General features: G+C 44.9%; 16 protein-coding genes. 1 reads left to right on the forward strand and 15 read right to left on the reverse strand.

The window, feature by feature from the left end; genetic code table 11:
• Positions 1–360 precede the first annotated feature (360 nt).
• Entirely contained in the window at positions 361–1,314 is a 954-nt protein-coding gene (gene eda, locus H171_RS11985) for a bifunctional 4-hydroxy-2-oxoglutarate aldolase/2-dehydro-3-deoxy-phosphogluconate aldolase (RefSeq protein WP_100305359.1), read from the forward strand.
• A 144-nt stretch (positions 1,315–1,458) separates the two neighbouring features.
• Here the strand turns inward: eda and H171_RS11990 are convergent, their stop codons facing one another.
• The 15 genes from H171_RS11990 to xylB all read right to left on the reverse strand — a co-directional run bounded on the left by H171_RS11990 (position 1,459) and on the right by xylB (position 20,589).
• Positions 1,459–2,826, reverse strand: coding sequence for a PQQ-dependent sugar dehydrogenase (locus H171_RS11990; RefSeq protein ID WP_100305360.1), 1,368 nt, complete (start codon positions 2,824–2,826; stop codon positions 1,459–1,461).
• Between the two features lie 91 nt (positions 2,827–2,917).
• The gene (locus tag H171_RS11995) at positions 2,918–3,763 is read right to left on the reverse strand and encodes a 2-oxoacid:ferredoxin oxidoreductase subunit beta (protein ID WP_100305361.1); all 846 of its coding nucleotides are present in this window, start codon (positions 3,761–3,763) and stop codon (positions 2,918–2,920) included.
• Complete coding sequence (locus H171_RS12000) at positions 3,764–5,431, reverse strand: 2-oxoacid:acceptor oxidoreductase subunit alpha (protein ID WP_100305362.1); 1,668 nt, start codon at positions 5,429–5,431, stop codon at positions 3,764–3,766. It lies immediately after the preceding gene.
• Positions 5,432–5,727: 296 nt separating this feature from the next.
• Complete coding sequence (locus H171_RS12005) at positions 5,728–6,873, reverse strand: substrate-binding domain-containing protein (RefSeq protein WP_100305363.1); 1,146 nt, start codon at positions 6,871–6,873, stop codon at positions 5,728–5,730.
• 70 nt (positions 6,874–6,943) lie between these two features.
• Positions 6,944–7,930 (reverse strand): ABC transporter permease, encoded by a 987-nt coding sequence (locus tag H171_RS12010; RefSeq protein ID WP_100305364.1) that lies wholly within the window; start codon positions 7,928–7,930, stop codon positions 6,944–6,946.
• 17 nt (positions 7,931–7,947) lie between these two features.
• The gene (locus tag H171_RS12015) at positions 7,948–9,456 is read right to left on the reverse strand and encodes a sugar ABC transporter ATP-binding protein (RefSeq protein ID WP_408645635.1); all 1,509 of its coding nucleotides are present in this window, start codon (positions 9,454–9,456) and stop codon (positions 7,948–7,950) included.
• 182 nt (positions 9,457–9,638) lie between these two features.
• Entirely contained in the window at positions 9,639–10,613 is a 975-nt protein-coding gene (locus tag H171_RS12020; protein WP_157803155.1) for a substrate-binding domain-containing protein, read from the reverse strand.
• Positions 10,600–12,384, reverse strand: a complete 1,785-nt coding sequence (locus H171_RS12025) for a cache domain-containing sensor histidine kinase (RefSeq protein WP_100305366.1) — start codon at positions 12,382–12,384, stop codon at positions 10,600–10,602. The genes H171_RS12020 and H171_RS12025 overlap by 14 nt, the downstream gene beginning before the upstream one ends.
• Entirely contained in the window at positions 12,362–13,966 is a 1,605-nt protein-coding gene (locus tag H171_RS12030) for a response regulator transcription factor (RefSeq protein ID WP_100305367.1), read from the reverse strand. The genes H171_RS12025 and H171_RS12030 overlap by 23 nt, the downstream gene beginning before the upstream one ends.
• A 12-nt stretch (positions 13,967–13,978) precedes the next feature.
• Positions 13,979–14,974 carry a LacI family DNA-binding transcriptional regulator gene (locus tag H171_RS12035; RefSeq protein ID WP_166433617.1) on the reverse strand — a complete coding sequence of 332 codons (996 nt, stop codon included), beginning with the start codon at positions 14,972–14,974 and terminating at the stop codon, positions 13,979–13,981.
• 178 nt (positions 14,975–15,152) lie between these two features.
• Complete coding sequence (locus tag H171_RS12040; protein WP_100305369.1) at positions 15,153–16,160, reverse strand: aldo/keto reductase; 1,008 nt, start codon at positions 16,158–16,160, stop codon at positions 15,153–15,155.
• A 32-nt stretch (positions 16,161–16,192) separates the two neighbouring features.
• The gene (locus H171_RS12045; RefSeq protein ID WP_100305370.1) at positions 16,193–17,074 is read right to left on the reverse strand and encodes an aldose 1-epimerase family protein; all 882 of its coding nucleotides are present in this window, start codon (positions 17,072–17,074) and stop codon (positions 16,193–16,195) included.
• Positions 17,052–18,011 carry a 1-phosphofructokinase gene (gene pfkB, locus H171_RS12050; RefSeq protein ID WP_100305371.1) on the reverse strand — a complete coding sequence of 320 codons (960 nt, stop codon included), beginning with the start codon at positions 18,009–18,011 and terminating at the stop codon, positions 17,052–17,054. The genes H171_RS12045 and pfkB overlap by 23 nt, the downstream gene beginning before the upstream one ends.
• Positions 18,012–18,020: 9 nt before the next feature.
• Positions 18,021–19,070 (reverse strand): galactitol-1-phosphate 5-dehydrogenase, encoded by a 1,050-nt coding sequence (locus H171_RS12055; RefSeq protein WP_100305372.1) that lies wholly within the window; start codon positions 19,068–19,070, stop codon positions 18,021–18,023.
• Between the two features lie 10 nt (positions 19,071–19,080).
• A complete protein-coding gene (xylB, locus tag H171_RS12060; protein WP_100305373.1) occupies positions 19,081–20,589 on the reverse strand; it encodes a xylulokinase in 1,509 nt (502 codons plus the stop codon).
• Position 20,590: the final 1 nt, after the last annotated feature.

Here is a 20,590-nt window from a genome sequence, read left to right on the forward strand (position 1 = left end):
GAAAGAATAAGCACCCCTTATCAGATACTTTCCTCCACTTTTCGTGATACTTTGACAGTTTCCCTTTTAATCCTCAATATGTTATCGTTTTCATACTGATTTTTAAAAAATTTAAAGAGTATACTTCGCCATTTTGCTCAAATATTACTCTTTAAATTCAAAAACATCATACATCTTTTTTATCTCAATGTCAATATATCCAAAAAAAACTTTTTATAATATTTATTTCGTATATGAAAAGGTTGTCATATACAGTGATTTTTATGCCTTTTTGTTGACAACTATAAAGATTTGAGTATAATTTAGATAATCAGGATTAATAAAACACTATAAATGATTGCAATTAAGGAGAATTCAACTATGAATGAGATTCTGAATAGGATTCAAAAAATCGGCATTATGCCGGTTGCAGTACTTGATGATGTAAAAAACGCGGTTCCTCTTGCAGAGGCTCTCTGCGGCGGGGGGATTCACTGTGTAGTAATCCCCCTCTCCGCCAACGCAGCCGAAGAATCCATTCGCATAATGACAGAACGGTTTCCCAAAATGCTGATCGGGGCCGGCGGCATTCTGACAACCGAACAGGCCGGTCTCGCAGTTAATGCAGGAGCAAAATTTATCGTAACTCCGGAGTTCTCATCATCTGTTGTAACATATTGTATCGGCAGGGCCATACCAGTAATACCGGGTGTTTCCACTCCGGACGATGTGGAAACGGCAATTTCATTTGGACTTGACGCTGTAAACGTTTCCTCTGCCGGACAGGATAGAGGTTTCCATATGAGCCAGTCCATGTATTCATCCTATAATCACATAAACTTCATTCCGGCTGACGGCATCAATGAAAAAAACAGCAGTTCCTATCCGGCTTTCGATAATATTCTGGCCTGCCGCATGGTTGTGGAACAGGATTTGCTTCAGGCAGGGGCATTCGAAAAAATACGCGATCTCACAACAAAGGCCATTAAGACCATGCTGGGCTTCGAATTCACCCATATTGGGATAAACCTAAGTAACGATGCGGAAGCAGACAAAACAGCTGGAATATTTGAGGCAATGTTCGGATTTCAAAAAATATCAGGAGCCGGTTCTTTATTCGCCGGTACTGCCATTGAATGTATGAAACCTCCTTGCTTCGGTACGAAAGGTCATATTGCTATCGCCACCAACTCCATTGTCCGTGCAAAAAATTATTTTGAAGCAGCAGGTTATAAGTTCAATGAAGCTTCTGCAAAATTTAATCATAACAAAATGATTGTAATCTATTTTGAAGAGGAAGTCGGAGGCTTTGCTGTTCACCTTCTTCAGCGGTGATTTGAACAAAATGAAAGCCACAAGCATTCATGCCTGCGGCCTATAAATGGAGATAGTTGGATAATCAATAAACGATTTAATAAAATTCCAATATCCAGCCTCCCGGGTTTTAGCTGGGTTTTAGCTGGGTTCTTTCTATTCCCGCTAATCCGTCCTGGTCACTCTCCAGATGACCCCCGTCCCCGGAATAAACGCATCCGGATCCCCCTGAATATTCAGTCCGGTATCCACGATATACATTGCTCCGTCAGGACCGAATAACAGATGGGCCGGTCTCTCAAGGCCTCCTCCGTTTGACAAAGAGGCCGGAAACCCTGTACGATTGATGGCAAACGTGCTGATGGTCCTGGATTTCATATCGATTCTGGATATTCTGTGTCCTGCATTCGCATAAGAAATGGTATCACCAACCTGGGTGCGTATGGTGCTGCCATATTCAGCGATGTACACATCTCCATAGGGACCGAATTGGGGATTATAGTTAAATTCAAACCCCCTTATGGAGGAATTGGGCGGAAATGTTACGTAGGGCCTTGGGGGAACATTGGGCTGATTTTTAAAGAGAAGAGAAGGCTGTACACCACCGCTAGGCGTAAAACGCGGCGAATTTACGGATTCACCTCCGGAATAATCCGGCCAGCCATACCACAAATCAGGTGTAATATAATAAAAATCATCCGTAGCATTCTCAATGGGCCTGCTTCCCACTGCCTGATAACCGTTATTGACCGCATACAACTGGCCGCTGGAGTCAAATCTTAAATAAGATGGATTTCTGAATCCCCATGCGACCTGTTCTAAGTTGGAGCCGTCCAGATTTGCCCTGAGAATGCTTCCCGATGCCTTGATATACCGCTTTCTGATCTCGTACTCTATATTGGGAATTCCATAAGGAGAAAAAGCCCCCGTTAAAGCGATATCATCGGGCAAGCCTTCTGTCAGTATGTTATTTGTAGCGAAGTTTTGTCCATGAAGCATGATATAATCTCCTGCGTAATCACACAGAAGCGGAGAAACTGCCACCCACTCGTTGTCATTCCCAACGACACCGCTGTTTGTCACCGTTCCCTGCCCGAAATATATCTTATGATCCGGAGAAAAGGTGACCGGGCTGTTATAGTTATCGCCGTTGCTGGGCAGTCCCATAATGATATTCTGCCTTGTACCATCTTTGTATATCTTTGTGATAAATCCTCTGTGAGATACGTAGATCACACCGTTTAAATAATTAATCCCTGATATGGGGGTAACAAAATCATCTGCGATCGTTTCAAACTGACCATTAATCATCTGTAATATCCGGGGATTTCCGGTCGCCAAACCGGAATCAGCCACCAGGATCTCCCCGTTTTCATTAAAGATCATTCCAATCGGAGAATTCAGATTTTTTATAAACACTTCTATCTGATAACCTGTGACGATATAAATATCAGATGGATTCAAATACCTTTCCGCAAAACCATTGTCTTCATTGCAGGAGCCGATATTTCTCCCATTACTATTATAGAACATTGGCTTTTCCAGGATTTTTTATTACATTATATTCATTTTTGTTAAAATTATACAGTAATGGGAAATAGTTCAGCAAGCTTATTTTACAGAATTATATAAAACTGTGAATCAGGTCCTTGAGCACACTTTCTTCTGTCTTTTGTTCTATCAGTGACAGTCCGTCTTTTAAAAGCCTGTTTTTTCGGTGGAAGTCCAATTTTTCTTCCCGATAGAGGATGCCGGTAGGGATTTTTTCACTAACCTCCATCGACATTTTAATGGCTTCCAGCCGATCCGTCGGGTCATAATCTTCTCCAAGAGGCGCCGCCATATTTTTATAATAGGCAAAGGTATTGATTTTGTTGAAGCTGATGCATGGCTGGAGGATATCCACAAACGCATACCCCGGATAAAGAATGGCCTCCTTCATGATGCTCACCAGCTGCTTTGGATCACCGCTGAAGCCTCTCGCAACAAATCCCGCTCCAGAAGCAATGGCCAGAAGCACTGGATTTAAGGGCGTATTTCTGTTGCCGTCGGTCTGAACTCCCGTAACGAGCCCTTCACCGCTGGTGGGTGATGCCTGCCCCTTGGTCAGGCCGTATATCTGATTGTCATGAACAAAATGAGCGATATTGACATTCCTTCTTATGTTGTGAATAAAGTGGTTACCTCCTTCGCCGTAAGAGTCCCCGTCTCCGGAATTTACTATGACAGTGAGCTTTTCATTGGCTATTTTGGCGGCAACTGCAGCAGGAAGGGCCCTTCCGTGAAGCCCGCAGAAGCTGTTGGCGCTTAAATACTGAGGTGTTTTCGCTGCCTGACCGATTCCTGCCACCATCAGCACTTTATTTGGCTCTATGCCCAGCTCCTCTAACGCCGTTTTCAGGCTGTTTAATATGGAGAAATTTCCGCACCCCGGACACCAGGCTGTTTCATAAGTTGTGAATTTATCCATCTATTTGGAACCTCCTTCCAACACCTGCTTTACAATTTCTTCTCCGGATATCTGTCTGCCGTCATATTTCAAAATGCTTTTATGGCATTTAATTCCTGTCTGCTCCCTTATGAGGGAGGCCAGCTGGCCCGTGGCATTCTGTTCCACGTTGATTAAGGTCCTGTCTTTTGCATAAATGTTCAGTTTTTCCTGAGGAAGGGGATAAATATCTCCAAATACCAAAGCTCCATAGCTTCCATCTCCGTTTTTATTTAACAGGGATACGGCTTCCCTGATGGGACCATAGGTAGACCCCCAGCCCAGAAGAAGGGTCTCGCACTGCTCTTCTCCCATAAACTCCGGCTCCAACAGCTCCCGGTTAAGGCCCTTTAATTTTCTCATCCTCTTTTCCACCATTTGATTCCTGACTTCTGCCGATTCCGTTATCCAGCCTCTTTCATCATGCTCATCACTGTCAGCGGCCACAAGATGGCTGGTCAGTCCCGGGATAAGCCTGGGAGAGATGCCGTCCTCCGTTATCCTGTAACGCAGATACTCCCCTTCCGCTTCTCTGGCATGGCTGACCAGTTCAAGCCCTGATGTGTCAAAGGGCGTCACACAGGCTGTTGTATCTCCCAGATATTGATCACTGAGCAGTATGACAGGAATCTGGTATTTTTCCGCCAGGTTCAGCGCCCGGAACGTCTGATAAAAAGCATCCTCGTGATTTCTCAAGGCGATGACCAGCCTGGGAAATTCCCCCTGCGATGCAGAAATAACGAACTTTAAATCGCTTTGCTCCGTTCTTGTAGGGAGACCGGTTGCAGGGCCGGGCCTCTGCACATCCACAGCCACCAGCGGAATCTCCGCAATGCCGGAAAATCCCAGCGCTTCCACCTTTAAGCAGAAGCCGCCTCCGCTGGTCCCGGTCATGGCCCTTGCTCCGGCATAAGAAGCACCCAATGCCATATTGACCGCGGCGATCTCATCTTCCGCCTGCTCCACCACGATCCCCGCCTCATGTCCCACAGAAGCCAGATATTCCATAACAGCCGTGGAAGGAGACATGGGGTAAGCGGAATAAAACTTAAGCCCTCCGGCCACCGCACCAAGTCCCAGGGCCTTGCTGCCTGAAATGAGCATGTAGTCCTTATACCCGCCATCCAGATGTTTAAATTTCGCTTCAACGGCTGCGTAGCCTGCTTCAGCTGCCTTCCTATTGACCTCAAGAATCTCTTTCTTCATGACACCGGCCATGACTTCACCCGCATATGTAAATGACTCGCCAAAGAGCTTCAATACCGCGCCCACCGCCACGCTGCCGGATGCCTTCACATTCCCCAGTTCTTTCGCTATTTTATTCATGGAAAGCTTAATGACTCTGGAGTCTTCATCCGGATAAACAAGACTGCTGTCACATAATATAAATCCTTTGGACGTCAGTTTATGCTTATGCAAATCAATGGTTTCCTCATTTAAGGCTACGATCCCATCCAAAACATCGCTGTGTGAGGTTATTTCCTCAGTACCGAAACGAAGCAGGGAAAAATTATGCCCGCCGCGCACGCGGGACATGAAATCTCTGGTTGTATAGATAAAATAGCCGGAATGCTTCAGCAGCTTTTCCAGAATTGCGACTGTGGTATCAATGCCCTGCCCGGCTGCACCACCAATCAGAATATTATACATAGACTTTCCTCCTTATGAATTTTGACTAATTATATCTTATTTTTACAACGTTATCAATATTACCCTCGGAATATTTAAAATATTTACATTAAATTTGTTAATTTTTTATCTATTGTAACTTTTTAAGATAATAATTTGACAGACCAATTATCGGACCAGTTCGGGGAATAATAGTCCGATGACTAAAAGGCACATCCTCGTAGTCGAAGATGCGCCTTTCATTATTGGTCCTGGATTTATATCAGGTTTCCTGTCAATAAGTTAAAATTAAAGCCACAAGCGTTCATGTTGTTTCCTTAGTCGTACAGATTCTGCGAAACTTCTTCACTGTCCATGTTGTCAGCGTTATACCACTTGCAGCCCGTATCAACGTCGGACACCGCTTCTCCCTTAGCAGCTTTCACGGCCAGTTGGACTGTCTGATATCCGATTTCTACCGGTGCTTGGGTAACAGCTCCGGCCAGCCTGCCGTCTTTGATGGCATCCTTAATCATGGTGCCGGAATCAAATGCAACACCGATTACTTCCTTCCCCAGTCTTCCTAAATTCTCATCACCTGTAATCAAGCCTTCCCCTGTCTTCTGGTTCGATGCAAAAATGCAGATTGTATCATCTTTATTTAATATAGTCTGTGCATCTGTTGTCATCAGAGAGGCTTCTACTTTTGCAGGAACCGCTACATCCAGAATAACATCAGCTGAGCCGCCTTTATCCGCTTTCGCGTCACTTACAAACTTTTCATTTCCGGTTACGCTTACACTTTTCCCATCAGCTTCAATCAGTTCGGTAATCTTATTTATAAAACCTAGTCCTCGGCTGATAATAGATTCTGACGTTGCATCCTGGTTCAGAACTCCGATCCGGACACTTCCCGTAGCTTTTGCAATGATATCCTTTACCAGAGGATATGTATTTTCGGCTGCTACTTCTCCTGCCTTGTAATTGTCCGTAGCTGCATTGGCCACTACAGAACCTGCCGGTGCATCCGGAACGCCGGAGTCAAATCCTATGATCGGGATTTTTGCATCTTGTGCTTCCTTAATACTGTCGTTTAACGCTGATACATCCAAGGCCGCCAATCCAATTGCTTTGGGCTGCATTTGAACTGCATTATTCACCATCTGAACCTGCTGGGCAATATCCGATTCAGAATCCGGTCCCTGAAATTCCAGACGGACTCCCAATTCCTTTGCTGCATTTTGAGCCCCCTTATATACTGCCTGCCAATATTGGGATTGAAATCCTTTTGCCACAAGATAAACCGTCATATCACCGCTTGAAGCAGCTTCTGTGGCTGCCTGGGCCTGAGAACCTTCTGAGGACTTAGCCTCAGTGGCTGCAGGAGCTGCAGAGCTGCTGCCCGTTGCTTTGCTTCCGCATCCGGCCAGGGCAGTGGCAATCATTGCCGTGCTCAGTAAAATTCCCAATACATTTCGTTTCATTTCTACTTCCTCCTCATATATAAATTAGTTTATATGTAAATTCTTTCGAATCACATTCTCTGTACTGTTTTTAATTCTTCTTACGGTTTCTATATACATCAGCAAAAACAGCAACAACTAATACAAGACCTGTTGCAACCTGCTGATAGTGTGTCTGCAACCCTACAAATGGCAAACCTGTTTTAAGTACGGAAATAATAAACACACCGATCATAGTACCTGCAATCGTACCGGTACCACCTGCCATTGAAGTTCCTCCGATTACCACACCCGCGATGGCATCCATTTCAAAACCAGCACCTCCGCCCGGAAGCAAGGTTGAATAAATGGTAGAATATGCAAGGCCCGCGACCCCAGCAAAGGTACCGCTGATGATATATGCGATGATAAGGTACTTGTCAACATTAACACCGGAAAGCCGTGTGGCCTCTTTGTTGCTGCCAAGTGATAGGATATACCGTCCAGTTTTCGTCTTGTTCAATATGATGGCCATAACGACGGCTGCTGCGATCAGAAGCACAAAGCCAGTGGGAATCAGCAATCCGCTTGCTGTTTTTATCTTAAAAAGGCAGCGGTACCAGCCTTCAGGATCGGATCCGGATTTCCAGGTAACCGATTGAGCACCAGTGATAATGGAACCAATTCCCTTTGACAGCATCATTGTGCCAAGGGTAGCAATAAAAGGCGGTAACCCCATTTTAGCCACCAGCAAGCCATTTATCACACCAAAAATCATGCCGATAAGAATACAGATAATGATTGTCAGCCACATTGGAAAACCTTTGTTAACGCTCAGATAACCGGCCACCAGACCTGACATGGTCAATACGGTACCGATCGACAGGTCGATCCCGCCCGTTGCAATTACAAAGCAGATGCCGATTGCCATAAATCCGATATAATACGATGCGTCAAATATATTTACCATGGTGTTGTAGGTGGCAAACCGGGGATTCATTATGCCAAATACCCCATAAATAACAATCAGTGCCATCAATGCAACCAGTCTCTGTGTACCGATTGCCTTTACAACCGGATTGTTTTTCAGTTTTTCCATCTCTTTCTCCTCCTGGATTAATTTCTCAAGGTGGCCGCAGTCATGATACGTTCCTGCGTCACTTCTTCAATGGGAAGCTCTCCTGTGATACGTCCCTCACACATCACGATGACCCTGTCACTCATACGAAGAATCTCCGTCATTTCCGAAGATATCATGATGATGGATTTCCCCTGTTTTACCAGTTCATTCATTAATTGGTAGATCTCACTTTTCGCACCTACGTCAATTCCCCTTGTAGGTTCATCAAAAATCAGGATATCACAGTTTTTGATCAGCCATTTTGCTATGACTACCTTCTGCTGATTCCCACCTGATAAGTTCATTACCAGCTGGTCCACACCGGGAGTCTTGATATTCAATGTTTTCACATACTGTTCCGCTTCCCTATTTTCTTTTTCCTTATCAATGAACAGACCATGGATAAAGTCTGGCAGGGAAGCCATGGATGCATTTTCGGCTACTGTTTTCTGGATGACAAGGCCAAACCGTTTCCGGTCCTCAGACAAATATCCGATTCCGTGCTTTACCGCATCCTCAGTTGTCTTTATCTCCGCCTTCTTACCATTAATGAATATATCCCCGCTTTCCTTTCTGTCAGCCCCAAAGATCACTCTGGCTGTCTCGGTTCTGCCTGCTCCCATCAGTCCGGAAAAGCCAAGGATCTCACCTTTATGCAGTTCAAAGCTGACGTCTTTTACCAGTCTTCCAGCATTTAAATGCTCCACCTTAAGGACAACCGGTGAGCCCTCCGGAACATTGCTCACCTGCTTCGGAGTTTCGTAAATCACACGCCCTACCATCATATTGATGATGTCATCCTTGGTGGAATCCTTAGTAATCAGTGTACCCACATAACTGCCGTCACGCATAACCGTCACCCGGTCCGTAATAACCTTGATTTCATCCATCCGATGGGATATGTAAACGATTCCCATTCCTTTGGCCCTTAAATCCCTGATGATTTTAAACAGCTCCTCGATCTCAGCCTCTGTCAAGGCTGCTGAGGGCTCATCAAATACAATCAGCTTTACTTCTCTTGAAATTGCCTTTGCAATTTCACACATCTGCTGCCTTCCTACGGTTAAATTTCCCATGGTTTCCGCCGGGTTAATATCTATGTTCAGTTTGTCAAACAGCTTCTTGGCCTCCCTGTTCATCTGGGCATCATCAATCAACCCGCCATTCATCATTTCCCGGCCAATGAAGATATTCTGCGCGACAGTAAGATGATTCATCATATTAAGCTCCTGATGTACAATGGCAATTCCTGTGTCCTGGGCTTCCTTTGGTGTCGAAAACTCCATCTCTTTTCCTTCAAACTCGATCGTACCAGAATCCTTTGAATAAATACCGGTAAGTATTTTCATCAGTGTGGATTTTCCTGCACCATTCTCACCCATTAACGCGTGAACCTCGCCGCCTTTTACTTCCAGGTCCACATGATCCAGTGCATGCACACCGGGAAACGACTTGTCAATCCCCTTCATTCTAAGCATCACGTCGCTCACAATTCCACCTTCCATCTCCTCTGATTATAAGAGCGAACCGTTTCGCTCTTTCTACTATCATTATATATACTCCAATTTTTTTTCCTATAGAGGATCTTACAAAAAAAGAGGAATATTTTACTTTTCCGTAAAATATTCCTCTTTTTCCTTCTTCTGTATGGACCGATGAATCCGCAAAGACATATACTATATGATAATTAAAATGGAAACAGCAATTTTTGATTTTCATCCGTGTAGATATTATCTACCGTAATGATCTCGGTTTCAGAATGAATGATCTTCTCCACCTTCTTTCCCTTTGCAATTTCCACAGATTTCTGTATTCCCAAGTATCCCATGTTAAAAGGTTTCTGTACAATGAGTGTATCAATGATTCCTTCTTCCAGATATTGGATACCCTCCACATCATTATCAAACCCCACAATATATATCTTATGTTTCAGATCCTTTTCCCTCACAGCCCGTGCAACCCCCACTGTGGAATATAAATTCAGGCCGGCAATCAGGTTAATTTCCGGTTTTTCTTCCAGAAGCTGCTTTGTCTTCTCATATGCCTGTTCATAGTCTGAATTGCTGTATAATACAGTTTCAATCCGGTTTTCGTATTCGCCAAGCCCGGTCCTGACTCCCTGTTCGCGTTCAATGGCGGTGGAAGAAGCTTTTACAAACGACATAATGGCGATTTTTGTATCCTCTTTCATATAATCCAGCATTTTGCTGCCCATCTGGATTCCTGCCTCTATGTTATCCGTGCTGACACATAACTCAGCAAGGTCCTCATCAAGCATGGAATCCAACAGAATCAGTTTGATACCGGCCTTCTTTATTTTCCATGCGGAATCTGTCATCTCCGAATACCTGATGGGTGACAATGCAATCACATCGGGTTTCAGTTTGATTGCTTCGTCAATGTATTTCTCCTGTGTTGCATAATCGTTTTCAATTTGAGGAGCAAGAATAACGAGATCAGCCTGATACTCCCTTGCCGCACTTTTTGCACCGGTTATCATAGACATCCAGAAGTCATTTGTTTCATCCATAACCTTGGGAATAAAAACAATCCTTACTTTTTTGTTCTCTCTAAATTCCTCCAGTCGGAGCAAGGATAAAGCAAAGCAGGCAGCTGCAAGCAGAAGCAGCAATAAGACTATTCCATTTTTATGCTTTTTCATCTGTATCCTCCTTTTGCTCCGGTAGAAGGCAGGGGATTTCAATGGTAATGGCCGTTCCAATTTCCTTTTCGCTATCCACCTGAATTCCATATTCCTCACCGTAATACAGCTTTAAGCGGTTCTGTATATTCCCAAGCCCCACTCCATTGTGTTTTCCTCCGGTTTTATTTCTGTTTTGGAAAAGATTCTGTAGAGTCTCTTTTTCCATCCCTACTCCATCATCCATCACCTTAAGGATAACGTTTTTCTCCAGACGATACCCTGTGATCCAAATATGGCCTCCCCCTTCTTTATACTTAAGTCCATGATACAGTGCATTCTCTACAAGGGGCTGCAAAACCAGTTTTATAATGTGGCATTCCTGGATATCCGAATTAACCTGGATATCAAAGGTCACCTTATCCCGATAGCGCATCTGCTGGATTAAAAGATAATTTTTTGTGTATTCCAATTCCTGGCTGATCGTGACAAACACATCGGAATTCCCGATGGACTGCCGAAAGAACCGGGCTAATATGGAAGTCATTTTTATGGCATGCTGCGAATCATCAGTTTCAATCATCCATATAATAGAGTCCAAAGTATTATATAAAAAGTGGGGATTGATCTGTGACTGCAGAGCTTTCAATTCACTTTTTCGCTTTTCCACCTGTTCCGCCATATTCTTCTTCATCAATTCATCAATATGTTCCGTCATCCGGTTGAAGGTCCGGTTTAAACTGGCGATCTCATTATCTCCTCCTGCATCAATGTATACCGGTTGGAATTCCCCCTCCTGTACTTTTTTCATACCTGCCTGAAGCTGTTTTATGGGTTTTGTTATGCTGTCGGACAGGAAGATGGCAATTAAGCCTGCCAGGACGATCAGAGCCAGAGCCATGCCAATGTACATAGCTCTCATGGCCTGCTCCCTTTTTACAAGCTCAGAAGTGTACACAACTCCCACAATGGTCCAGCCTGTTTTTTCTGAGCGAAAGGTGGTATAAATCTTATTCTCGCCGCTCTCATCTTTATAGGAAATTCCTGTTTTCTGGTTCAGGGCTTCTTTCAGAAGTTCCTTTTTTACCCCGCTTAAGATCAGCTGCTGCTGGGGATGGTATACAATTTCCCCTTTCTGATCCACAATATATACATAGCCTTTATTTCCCAGATGAATTGATTCACATAGGTCATTGATCACATCATAATTTAAATCAAGAATAAACAGTCCTTCCACCTGCTGGGTCCGGGGATTCCGGATTCCTCTGCTGAGTGTCACCACCCATTTATAATCTCCCTTTACCAGATTCTGGACATGGGAAGAGGAAATAACAATTTCACTTCCTGCTTCTTTTGCCTCCAAGTACCATTCCTTCTTATCCAACTGGGCTCTGGTATTCATCATCCTGTCTCCGCCGTTAATAAAATACCTGCCATTGTACCCAAGGATCGCAATATTGTATATATCCTTCCTCACCTGAAGGATGGTCTGGAATTCTTCCTTCAGATGAGGCCACACACCAGTTTCATCGTCACCAAATAAATATTCCCGCATGTCCCGGTTGCTGACAACCACATGAGAGATGTTTTCCATATGATCTACGTAATTTTCGATGCTTAAGTTTACCTGTTCAATCAACCTGCGGCTGTTTTCTTCAGAATTCTCCATTAAGTTCTCTTTGGTATATTTTATAGAAAAAAACATAAATGCAGTTACAATCAACAGTACCAGGCAGGAGAAATAAATGATCATGCTGGTACGGATGCTTTTAAACCTTATCTTCCTTATCATCTTTCCCCTTCTGTCTGGTCACGGACTTTGCATATTCCCTGGGTGTATTCCCTACTGTCTTTTTAAAAATAGAGCTGAAATAATTGGAGTCACTGTACCCACAGCGTTCTGCAATCTCATAGGTTTTCATGGTTGTATTTTTCAGCAGTTCCTTAGCCGCTTCCATTCTGGCCTTTGTCAGAGCTTCCACAAAGGTCATACCAGTATAATTTTTAAATGCGGAGCTGAAATAGCTGACGCTGATCGCCAGCTTACTGCACACTTCCTGAAGAGAAAGATTGCATTCGGAATAATGCTCCGAGATATAATTAAGAGCCATTGACGCCCGTTCTTCTCCATAACTGCTGCGGTTTCTGTTCATAATATCTGCTGCAGAATCAAAAAAATCCAACAGCTTTTCTTCCATTTCATAGATATAACTGCAGCTGTAAAGGCCGGAAAGAAGCTCCTGCCCCTTTAGAAAAAGCTCATCATCCACCATGTTCAGACGTTCCAAGGAATTCATTACGGCCAGAATAAGACTTTGACAGAAAATCACAACCTTAGCCCGTGAAAGCCATTTCTCGCTGCATTCGCACCGGATCAAGGAGACCTCCCGGCGTATCTCTTCCTTTAAATTACTCTGGACGGCTAGAACCAATCTCTTTTCCCTGTCATTTTTCTCAAATCCGGAATCTGGCTGATACCGGCACTTCTTGTATTGATCCCATTCATATACATGGGATTCCTTTTCCAGATAAAGGTATTCTTTCATCCTCAAGGCTTTTTCATAAGAAAGATTCAATCCGTTTAAATTCATAACAGCACTCCCCATCAGACAGAACACTTCGATCCCTAATTTGCTGCTGATGTCCTGTACCATCATCTGGCATAAGCGGACCATATTAATCTCCTGGTCATCGCTGCGGCTCCGCTTAATATACGTAATCATGGTTCCGTCATTTCCTTGAAAGGCCAGAACATACTCCGGGTATTTGGTTCTGGTAAATTCCGTCATGTGCTCCAGCTCCATCCGGCTGACCGGCTCTCTTGGACAAAAAATCGCAGCGCAGTAGCTGTCTCCGCGGAAATTAATTTTAAATTCTCTCAGCTTTTCCCCTATGGCCTCCTCTGGTACCTTTCCCTGTGCCAGTTGAAGCAGAAACTGGTTTTCCAGCAATTGATAGCTGTCTTCGTACCGGGTGCGCACTTGCTGATTATTCCTCTCATCCTCTAGAATCTTATGGATCTCTATTAAGTTTTCCATCAACTCCGCCGATGTGACAGGTTTCAATATATAGGAAAACACATGATATTCCAGCGCTTTTTTTGCGTATTCAAATTCTTCGTATCCCGTAATAATTACTACCTTGGTGTTTTTGGCATTTTCATATACATACTTTGCAAGTTCCAGCCCATCAACAAAGGGCATACAGATATCAGTAAGGATCAGGCTGACCGGTTCCCTCTCAATATATGCAATCGCCTCCCTGCCATTTTCACAGATACCTGCTAATTCAAAGCCCAGTTCCTCCCATGGGATTTTCTTAGAAATCCTCTCCCGGATTAATATCTCGTCATCCACCAGCAATACTTTATACATGTTTTACCCCCGTCAAACAATCCTTCCGATGGACTCTCCCTCTGACAGCATGGTCTGGAGCATTTCCACCTGTGGTTCCCGACAGTTGCCGTTCTTTAACCGTTCCATCATAATCTCGGCTGCCCTCACAGCAATTTGTTCCATGGGCTGTGTGATCATCCAAAGCTTAGGCTTTACCACCTGGGCCAGCATCATATTGTCAAACCCGATTACGGAGATTTCCTTTGGAAAAGTAACATTATGTTCATTCATGGCTATCACAGCCCCAAGTGTAATCTCATAATTGCTTAAAAACACTGCCGTTGGCCGTTCTTTCATGTTAAGAAGTTTTTCCATGGCTCCGTATCCATGCCCCACAGTTAGCTCTCCCTTCAGGATGCAGGCTTCTGCTCCTGCTTCCTCCATGGTTTGGCAAAATCCATATAGCCGCTTTCTGGCCGTATAATAATGCTCATCCCCGCAGATCATTCCGATCCGGCGGTGTCCATATGAAAGCAGCTTCTCCACCGCCAGCCTTGATGCCGTTTCATTGTCAACTATCACGCTGTCAAATTCCTGATCTTCGAACATTCGGTCAATCAGCACAACAGGAATCCCCCGTTCCCTGGCAGGCTTTAAATAACCGGAATTATCAGATGTGGGAAAGGTGATGATCCCATCCACCTGTTTGCCCAGGAGAAACTGTATTTCTTCCGCCTCTAAATCCGAATTTCCGCGGCAGTCACAAAGAAACATCCCATATCCATGTTGACGGAGGATGTCTTCCATCCGGGATATAATTGTTCCTGCAAAAATATTATTCAAATCATGGAGAAGAACTCCTACGATCCTGGTCTGCCTGGTTTTTAGACCCCGAGCAACTTCATTGACTTCGTAATGGAGTTCCTCTATGGCCCTGCCGATTGACGCCCTGTTTTCCGGCAGAACATTGCCTCCATTTAGATATTTGGAAATTGTAGCCAATGACAGGCCTGTCAGCTTTTGAATGTCTCTTATTGTTGCGCCCATAGTCTTCCTTTCCTGACAGCGAACCGTTTCGCTCTTTTTCCTTTTATTATACATAATCTGCATCAAAAAGAACAGTATCAAAATTACCCACTCTGCAGAATTCCTATGGGGAGCATACTCTCCATGGCATACGAAAAGAAAGAGAAACTTCCTCTCCGTCAGCTTCTCTTTCTTTTCCCTATTTTACAATACAGCCATCCTCATCCCACAGATCATGCCAATCTGCTGCACCTTCCCAGAGAAATACCTGCCCTTTTACCAGCCGGTTATTGCGCTCCAGGGTTGCAATTGATTTCATCTCATCCTCTGTAAGCGGATCTTCTGTCATGGCTCTTAAGTTGCCGGCATACTCTGCTTCATGGATGGAAAATGGAATGGGGATCTGCCCTCTTTGTCTTGCCCATTTCAGTGCAATAAGTGCCGGATGGCATCCGTGAGCCTCTGCAATTTTCTTCATCTTAGGCTGCTGTAAGTCTGCAATATCTTCTGGACACATATCACGTTCCGGACGTTGGGGAGAACCAAGGGGCATGAAGCCCACAGGCTGAATCTTATGTGCCACTAGATAATCAAACAGCTCCTGCTGCTGGAAGCAGGGATGGAGTTCCATTTCACAGGCAGCTGGCATGATCTTCATCAGCGGCAAAACTGCTTCCAGCTTCGGAATGGTCATATTGGAAATGCCAATGTTATTGATCAGTCCTTTTTCTACAAGGGCCTCACACTGTTTATATGTACGGATGAATTCCTCTGTGCTGAAAGGTCTGGAATCCGGATTGCGGGAATCCACATCACAATGAGGGGCATGATAGTTTGGGAACGGCCAATGGATAAAGAACAGGTCCATATAGCCGCAATGCAAGTCCGCAATGCTTTTTAAACAGGATTCCTCCACCCGCTCATGCATATCATTCCACACCTTTGTCATGATAAACAGGTCCTTTCTATCCACCACGCCTTCCTCAAACGCATCCTGGAATACTTTTCCGATCTGGTCCTCATTGCCGTAGCAGGCAGCACAGTCAAACAGCCGGTATCCACATCGGATTGCCCCTGCCACCGCAGAGGATACCTGTTCCGGGGTAAAACGGTCAGAACCAAAGGTTCCCATTCCAACACAGGGAATCTGCTCTCCCGTATACAGTGTTACTTTCGGCACATATGCCGGATTGATGAATTCTCCCATCTGTCTATTCTCCTTTTCATTTTTCTTATTATTTATAAAACCGTTATGGAATAACTTAACTTTTCTAAAAACCCTGGCTCTGCGATTAATACATTTCTCTTATGTTCCAGCACATCGTCTTCATCGCTGCAGGTAGAAAGACCGGACCATGGCTCCATAGCAATAAAAGGCCCGTTGTTGCCCGAAGACCATAAAATCACATATGGAAACTGCGGAAACTCCAATTGGATTCCTTTATGCTCCTGTCTGTGGATGTACTTGATTTTCCGGGATTTTAACTGATCAAAGATTATTGCATCCTCTTTAAACAGATCGTGACTTAAGCGTAATGTATTGCTGCCTTCCAGCATCGCCGTTCTTTTTCCCATGTCGATCAGCCCTGTCTCTGTTACAGGAGCCGGAACCGTACAGTTTTCCTTCCGTTCAAAAACAATCTTATAGTCAGAATAATTCTCACCGCTGTCCAGGGGACAATTAAATGCAGGATGACCTCCTATGAAAAACGGCATATTGGCAGTATCCTCGTTCAATATCCCATAAGTTACCTGTATCTGCTTTTCCTTCAGCGTATAAGTGATGAACAGACGAAACCGATAAGGATACTGGGCAAGCATAGACTCATTTTCTCCAATGGAGAAACAAATTTTGTCTTTGAACACGAATTCCAGTTTAAATTCTTCCTTACGTACAATTCCATGCCTTGGAATGTGAACCAACTTACCATCTTCCGTCAATGCCCGGTCCTCTCTCAGACTTCCGCAGATGGGAAACAGCACAGGCGCCTGGCCGCTCCAATACCGGGAGTCTCCCTGCCATAAATATTCACGTCCGCTCTTGTCCCTGATTGAGGTCATCCCTCCGCCCTTTGTTGTGAATACCACGTGCAGATCATCATTCTCCAATTGATAGTTCATTACATCCCCCGATCCTGCATACTTCAATCTCCGGCAGCAGCCGTTCCATATCCTTAAGTCTGTAATACCCGGTTTCTTCCCTTAATGCCGCAGCTGCTGAAATAGCGCTGGCTTTTCTCAGAATCTCTTCCACAGGCAGACCCTGACTCAGCCCCAGAGCAAAACCAGCAATCATGGAATCCCCGCACCCCACCGTATTAACCGCATTAATTTGGGGTACTATGGCTCGGTAAACTCCCGTATCACACACAACAAAGGATCCATCCCTGCCAAGGGAAACTGCCACAATTTCCACACCACGTCTATGGATCTCACCAGCTGCCCGGATCATCTCATCCAGACTGTCACAGGACTTTCCGGTCAGCATTCGGATTTCATCCAAATTAGGCTTAATCATGGTCGGCAGGGCTTCTATCCCCATTTCAAGAAGCTTACCGCTGGTATCCAGTATCACTTTTTTTCCAAGATCTTTTCCAATCTTTACCAAGCATTGGTAAGCGGTTCCATCAAGGCCTTTGGGAACACTTCCAGACATGGCCACAACCTCTGCCTGTCCGGCCAATTCTTTAAACTGCTCTGTAAACCGCCGAAAATCTTCCATTGAAACAGTAAACCCCGGCTCCAGAAATTCCGTCTGGATTTCATTTTTCTCATCCCAGATATTAATGCAGGAACGGCTTTCCTCCTTTAAATGGTAAAAAGCACCTTTGATCCCAAATGGCTTTAGAGAATCCTCAATATAGCTTCCAGCATGGCCTCCGATAAATCCGGTAGCTACCACTTGGGCACCTGCTATAGCAGCCGGTTTGGACACATTCAGTCCTTTTCCGCCTGGAGTATAAGTACATTCCTTTACCCGGTTTACTTCTCCTATGCGAAACCCATCCACTACATAGCGTTTATCAATCGCCGCATTCAGTGTAACCGTCAGTATCATAGCAGCCTCCTATTCTTCATTTACCAGCAGTACTTTTCCCTTGACCTGGCCTGGTATCTTGAACATCTGGAAGGCCTCCTGTGCCTGGCTCATGGGAACCTTTTTATAGACAAACCCCGGGTCGAACTTAAGCTGTCCGGTTGCAAAGTAGTGTGCTGTCAGGTTCCACTCCTTTCCAGGAAATGGGGAACTGTATGACATCCAGGAACCGGTCAGATAAAATTCCTTCCGGTTCATATTCTCCCACATGGCAGGAGTAAAGCTTAGCTCCTCATGAGGAGTGCCTACAAAGCAGACATGAGCTTTATTAGCCGCCAGTTCAAAGGCCATATGCATGGTGGAAATCTGTCCGGCTGTCTCAAATACATAGAAAAAACCTTTCCCCTCAGTAAAAGCCATGGCCTTTTCCATAAAGCCAGCTTCTGAGGTATTGACGGTTTCATCAGCACCCAAACGCTTAGCCAGCTCCAGACGCTCTTGGCTGATATCAAATACTACTACTTTTCTGGAACCAAATATTTTTGCCCACTGCATCGTAAACATTCCTATGGTTCCGCCGCCTAAAACCGCAACATGCTCACCGCCCCTGTACTGATTCTGGAAAATCCCATGAAGGGCAACGGTGGATGGTTCAAACATGGCTCCCTGCTCATAGGAAATGCTCTTATCAAACACAACCGCGTTCTGCTCCGGTAATACCACATAATCCGCATTGCTGCCTTGCTGTCTGGAACCGATAAAGCTGTAAAGCTTGCAGAGGGAAAAGTTTCCATTCTGGCAGTCATCACATTTCATACACGGAAGTAATGGTGCTCCGGATACCCTGTCTCCGATCTTGATTTTTTTAACGCCCTCCCCTACTTCCACCACGTCACCGGAAAATTCATGTCCCAGGACTATGGGATAATAATGGACACCATGATGCAGTACCCTGGGTATGTCAGAACCGCATATACCGGATGCTTTCACCCTCACCTTTACCAGACCCGGTCCTGCCACCGGTTCCTCATAATCCTGATATTTCACATTTTCATTTGAACAAACGACTGCCGCTTTCATTTTCAGCCTCCTATTTTTCCATAATTTTCTGTAAGGAGTCATATATTTCCAGATAATACTGGTAATTCCGGTCATATACCTCCCGATTATCCTGATTCGGAACATGGTAACGCTTATTTTTAACCGTTATCTTGACCGCTTCTTCAAAATCCCCATAGATCCCTACGCCAACACCTGCCAAAATGGCAGCACCCAGGGTGGTGGCGGTATCGGAAGAGGGAACTGCAATGGGCTTTCCTGTTACATCCGACTTGATTTGCGTCCACAGAAGGGAATTTGCAGAACCTCCCATCGCCCGGAGCACACTCACCTTAGCACCTGTATGTTCGGCGACATCCAGATTATGCTTTAAGGACATAGCAACACCTTCCATAACTGCACGGATTAAATGCCCTTTTGTCTTGCTGAAATCCAGGCCATAATAAACGCCCTTTGCCCTTGGATTCCAGATAGGGGACCGCTCACCCGCCATATAAGGTAGAAAAATCAATCCATCGCTTCCCGGAGGGACTTCCTGTGCCAGATCATTAAACAATTCCAATGAACTTCTGCCACAGCGCTTACCCTCTTCCCGCTCATAATCAGCCAATTCCCGCTCCAGCCAGCGCATTGCTCCTCCACCGCCTGTTGTACCTCCCTGAAGCAGCCACAGACCAGGAATTACGTGGTAACCTAGAATCAGCCGTTTATCTGCCTGATATTGATCCATGCAGATACTCATTCCTCCAGCCTGCCCGCCCTGTTCCTGGGTCTCCCCCGGATGAATCACACCGGCGCCCAAAGTACCGCAGGCTGCATCCAGGCCGCCTGCCACGACAGGAGTTCCAGCGGCAAGGCCGGATTGTGCCGCTGCATGCACAGTCACTGTTCCGATAACTTCATGACAAGGATAGATCTCAGGCAGAACTTCTTCGGGGATTTCCAAAGCTTTACACATCTCTTCACTCCATGTCCCTGTATGCATATCAAAGCAATGCAGCCCATACCCCTGTGAAATATCCTGTGTCAGTTTTCCAGTCAGCTTATAGGCGATAAAGCTGTTAGACTGCAGAATTTTATATGTATTCTGATACACCAGAGGAAGATTCCTCTGATACCAGATGATTTTAGCTGTTGTGTAGGATGGCTGTAGAGAATTGCCAGAAATTTCAAAAATACGATTTTCCCCCACCCTGTCGTTTAACTCCTTACAGATATCATCCGTCCTGGTATCCATCCAGATCGGTGTATTTGCAAGAACGTTTCCTTCCCGGTCAACCGCCACTGCCGCCCAGCTCTGTCCATCAATCCCGATTCCGGCAATTTGTTTTGCTTGGATTTTAGATTGCTCCAATACTGCTTTTGTTCCCAGACAGATTGCTGCCCACCAATCCTCCGGATTCTGTTCCGCCCAGCCTGGTTTTGGATAAAAGACCTCGTATTCATTACTGGAAGAAGCAATGACATTTCCTCCCCGGTCGAAAAGAGCAACCTTGCAGGCACTTGTACCGATATCGATTCCCAATAAATATGGCCCCATA

The sequence above is a fragment of the [Clostridium] celerecrescens 18A genome, from assembly GCF_002797975.1.
GTDB classification, from domain to species: domain Bacteria; phylum Bacillota; class Clostridia; order Lachnospirales; family Lachnospiraceae; genus Lacrimispora; species Lacrimispora celerecrescens.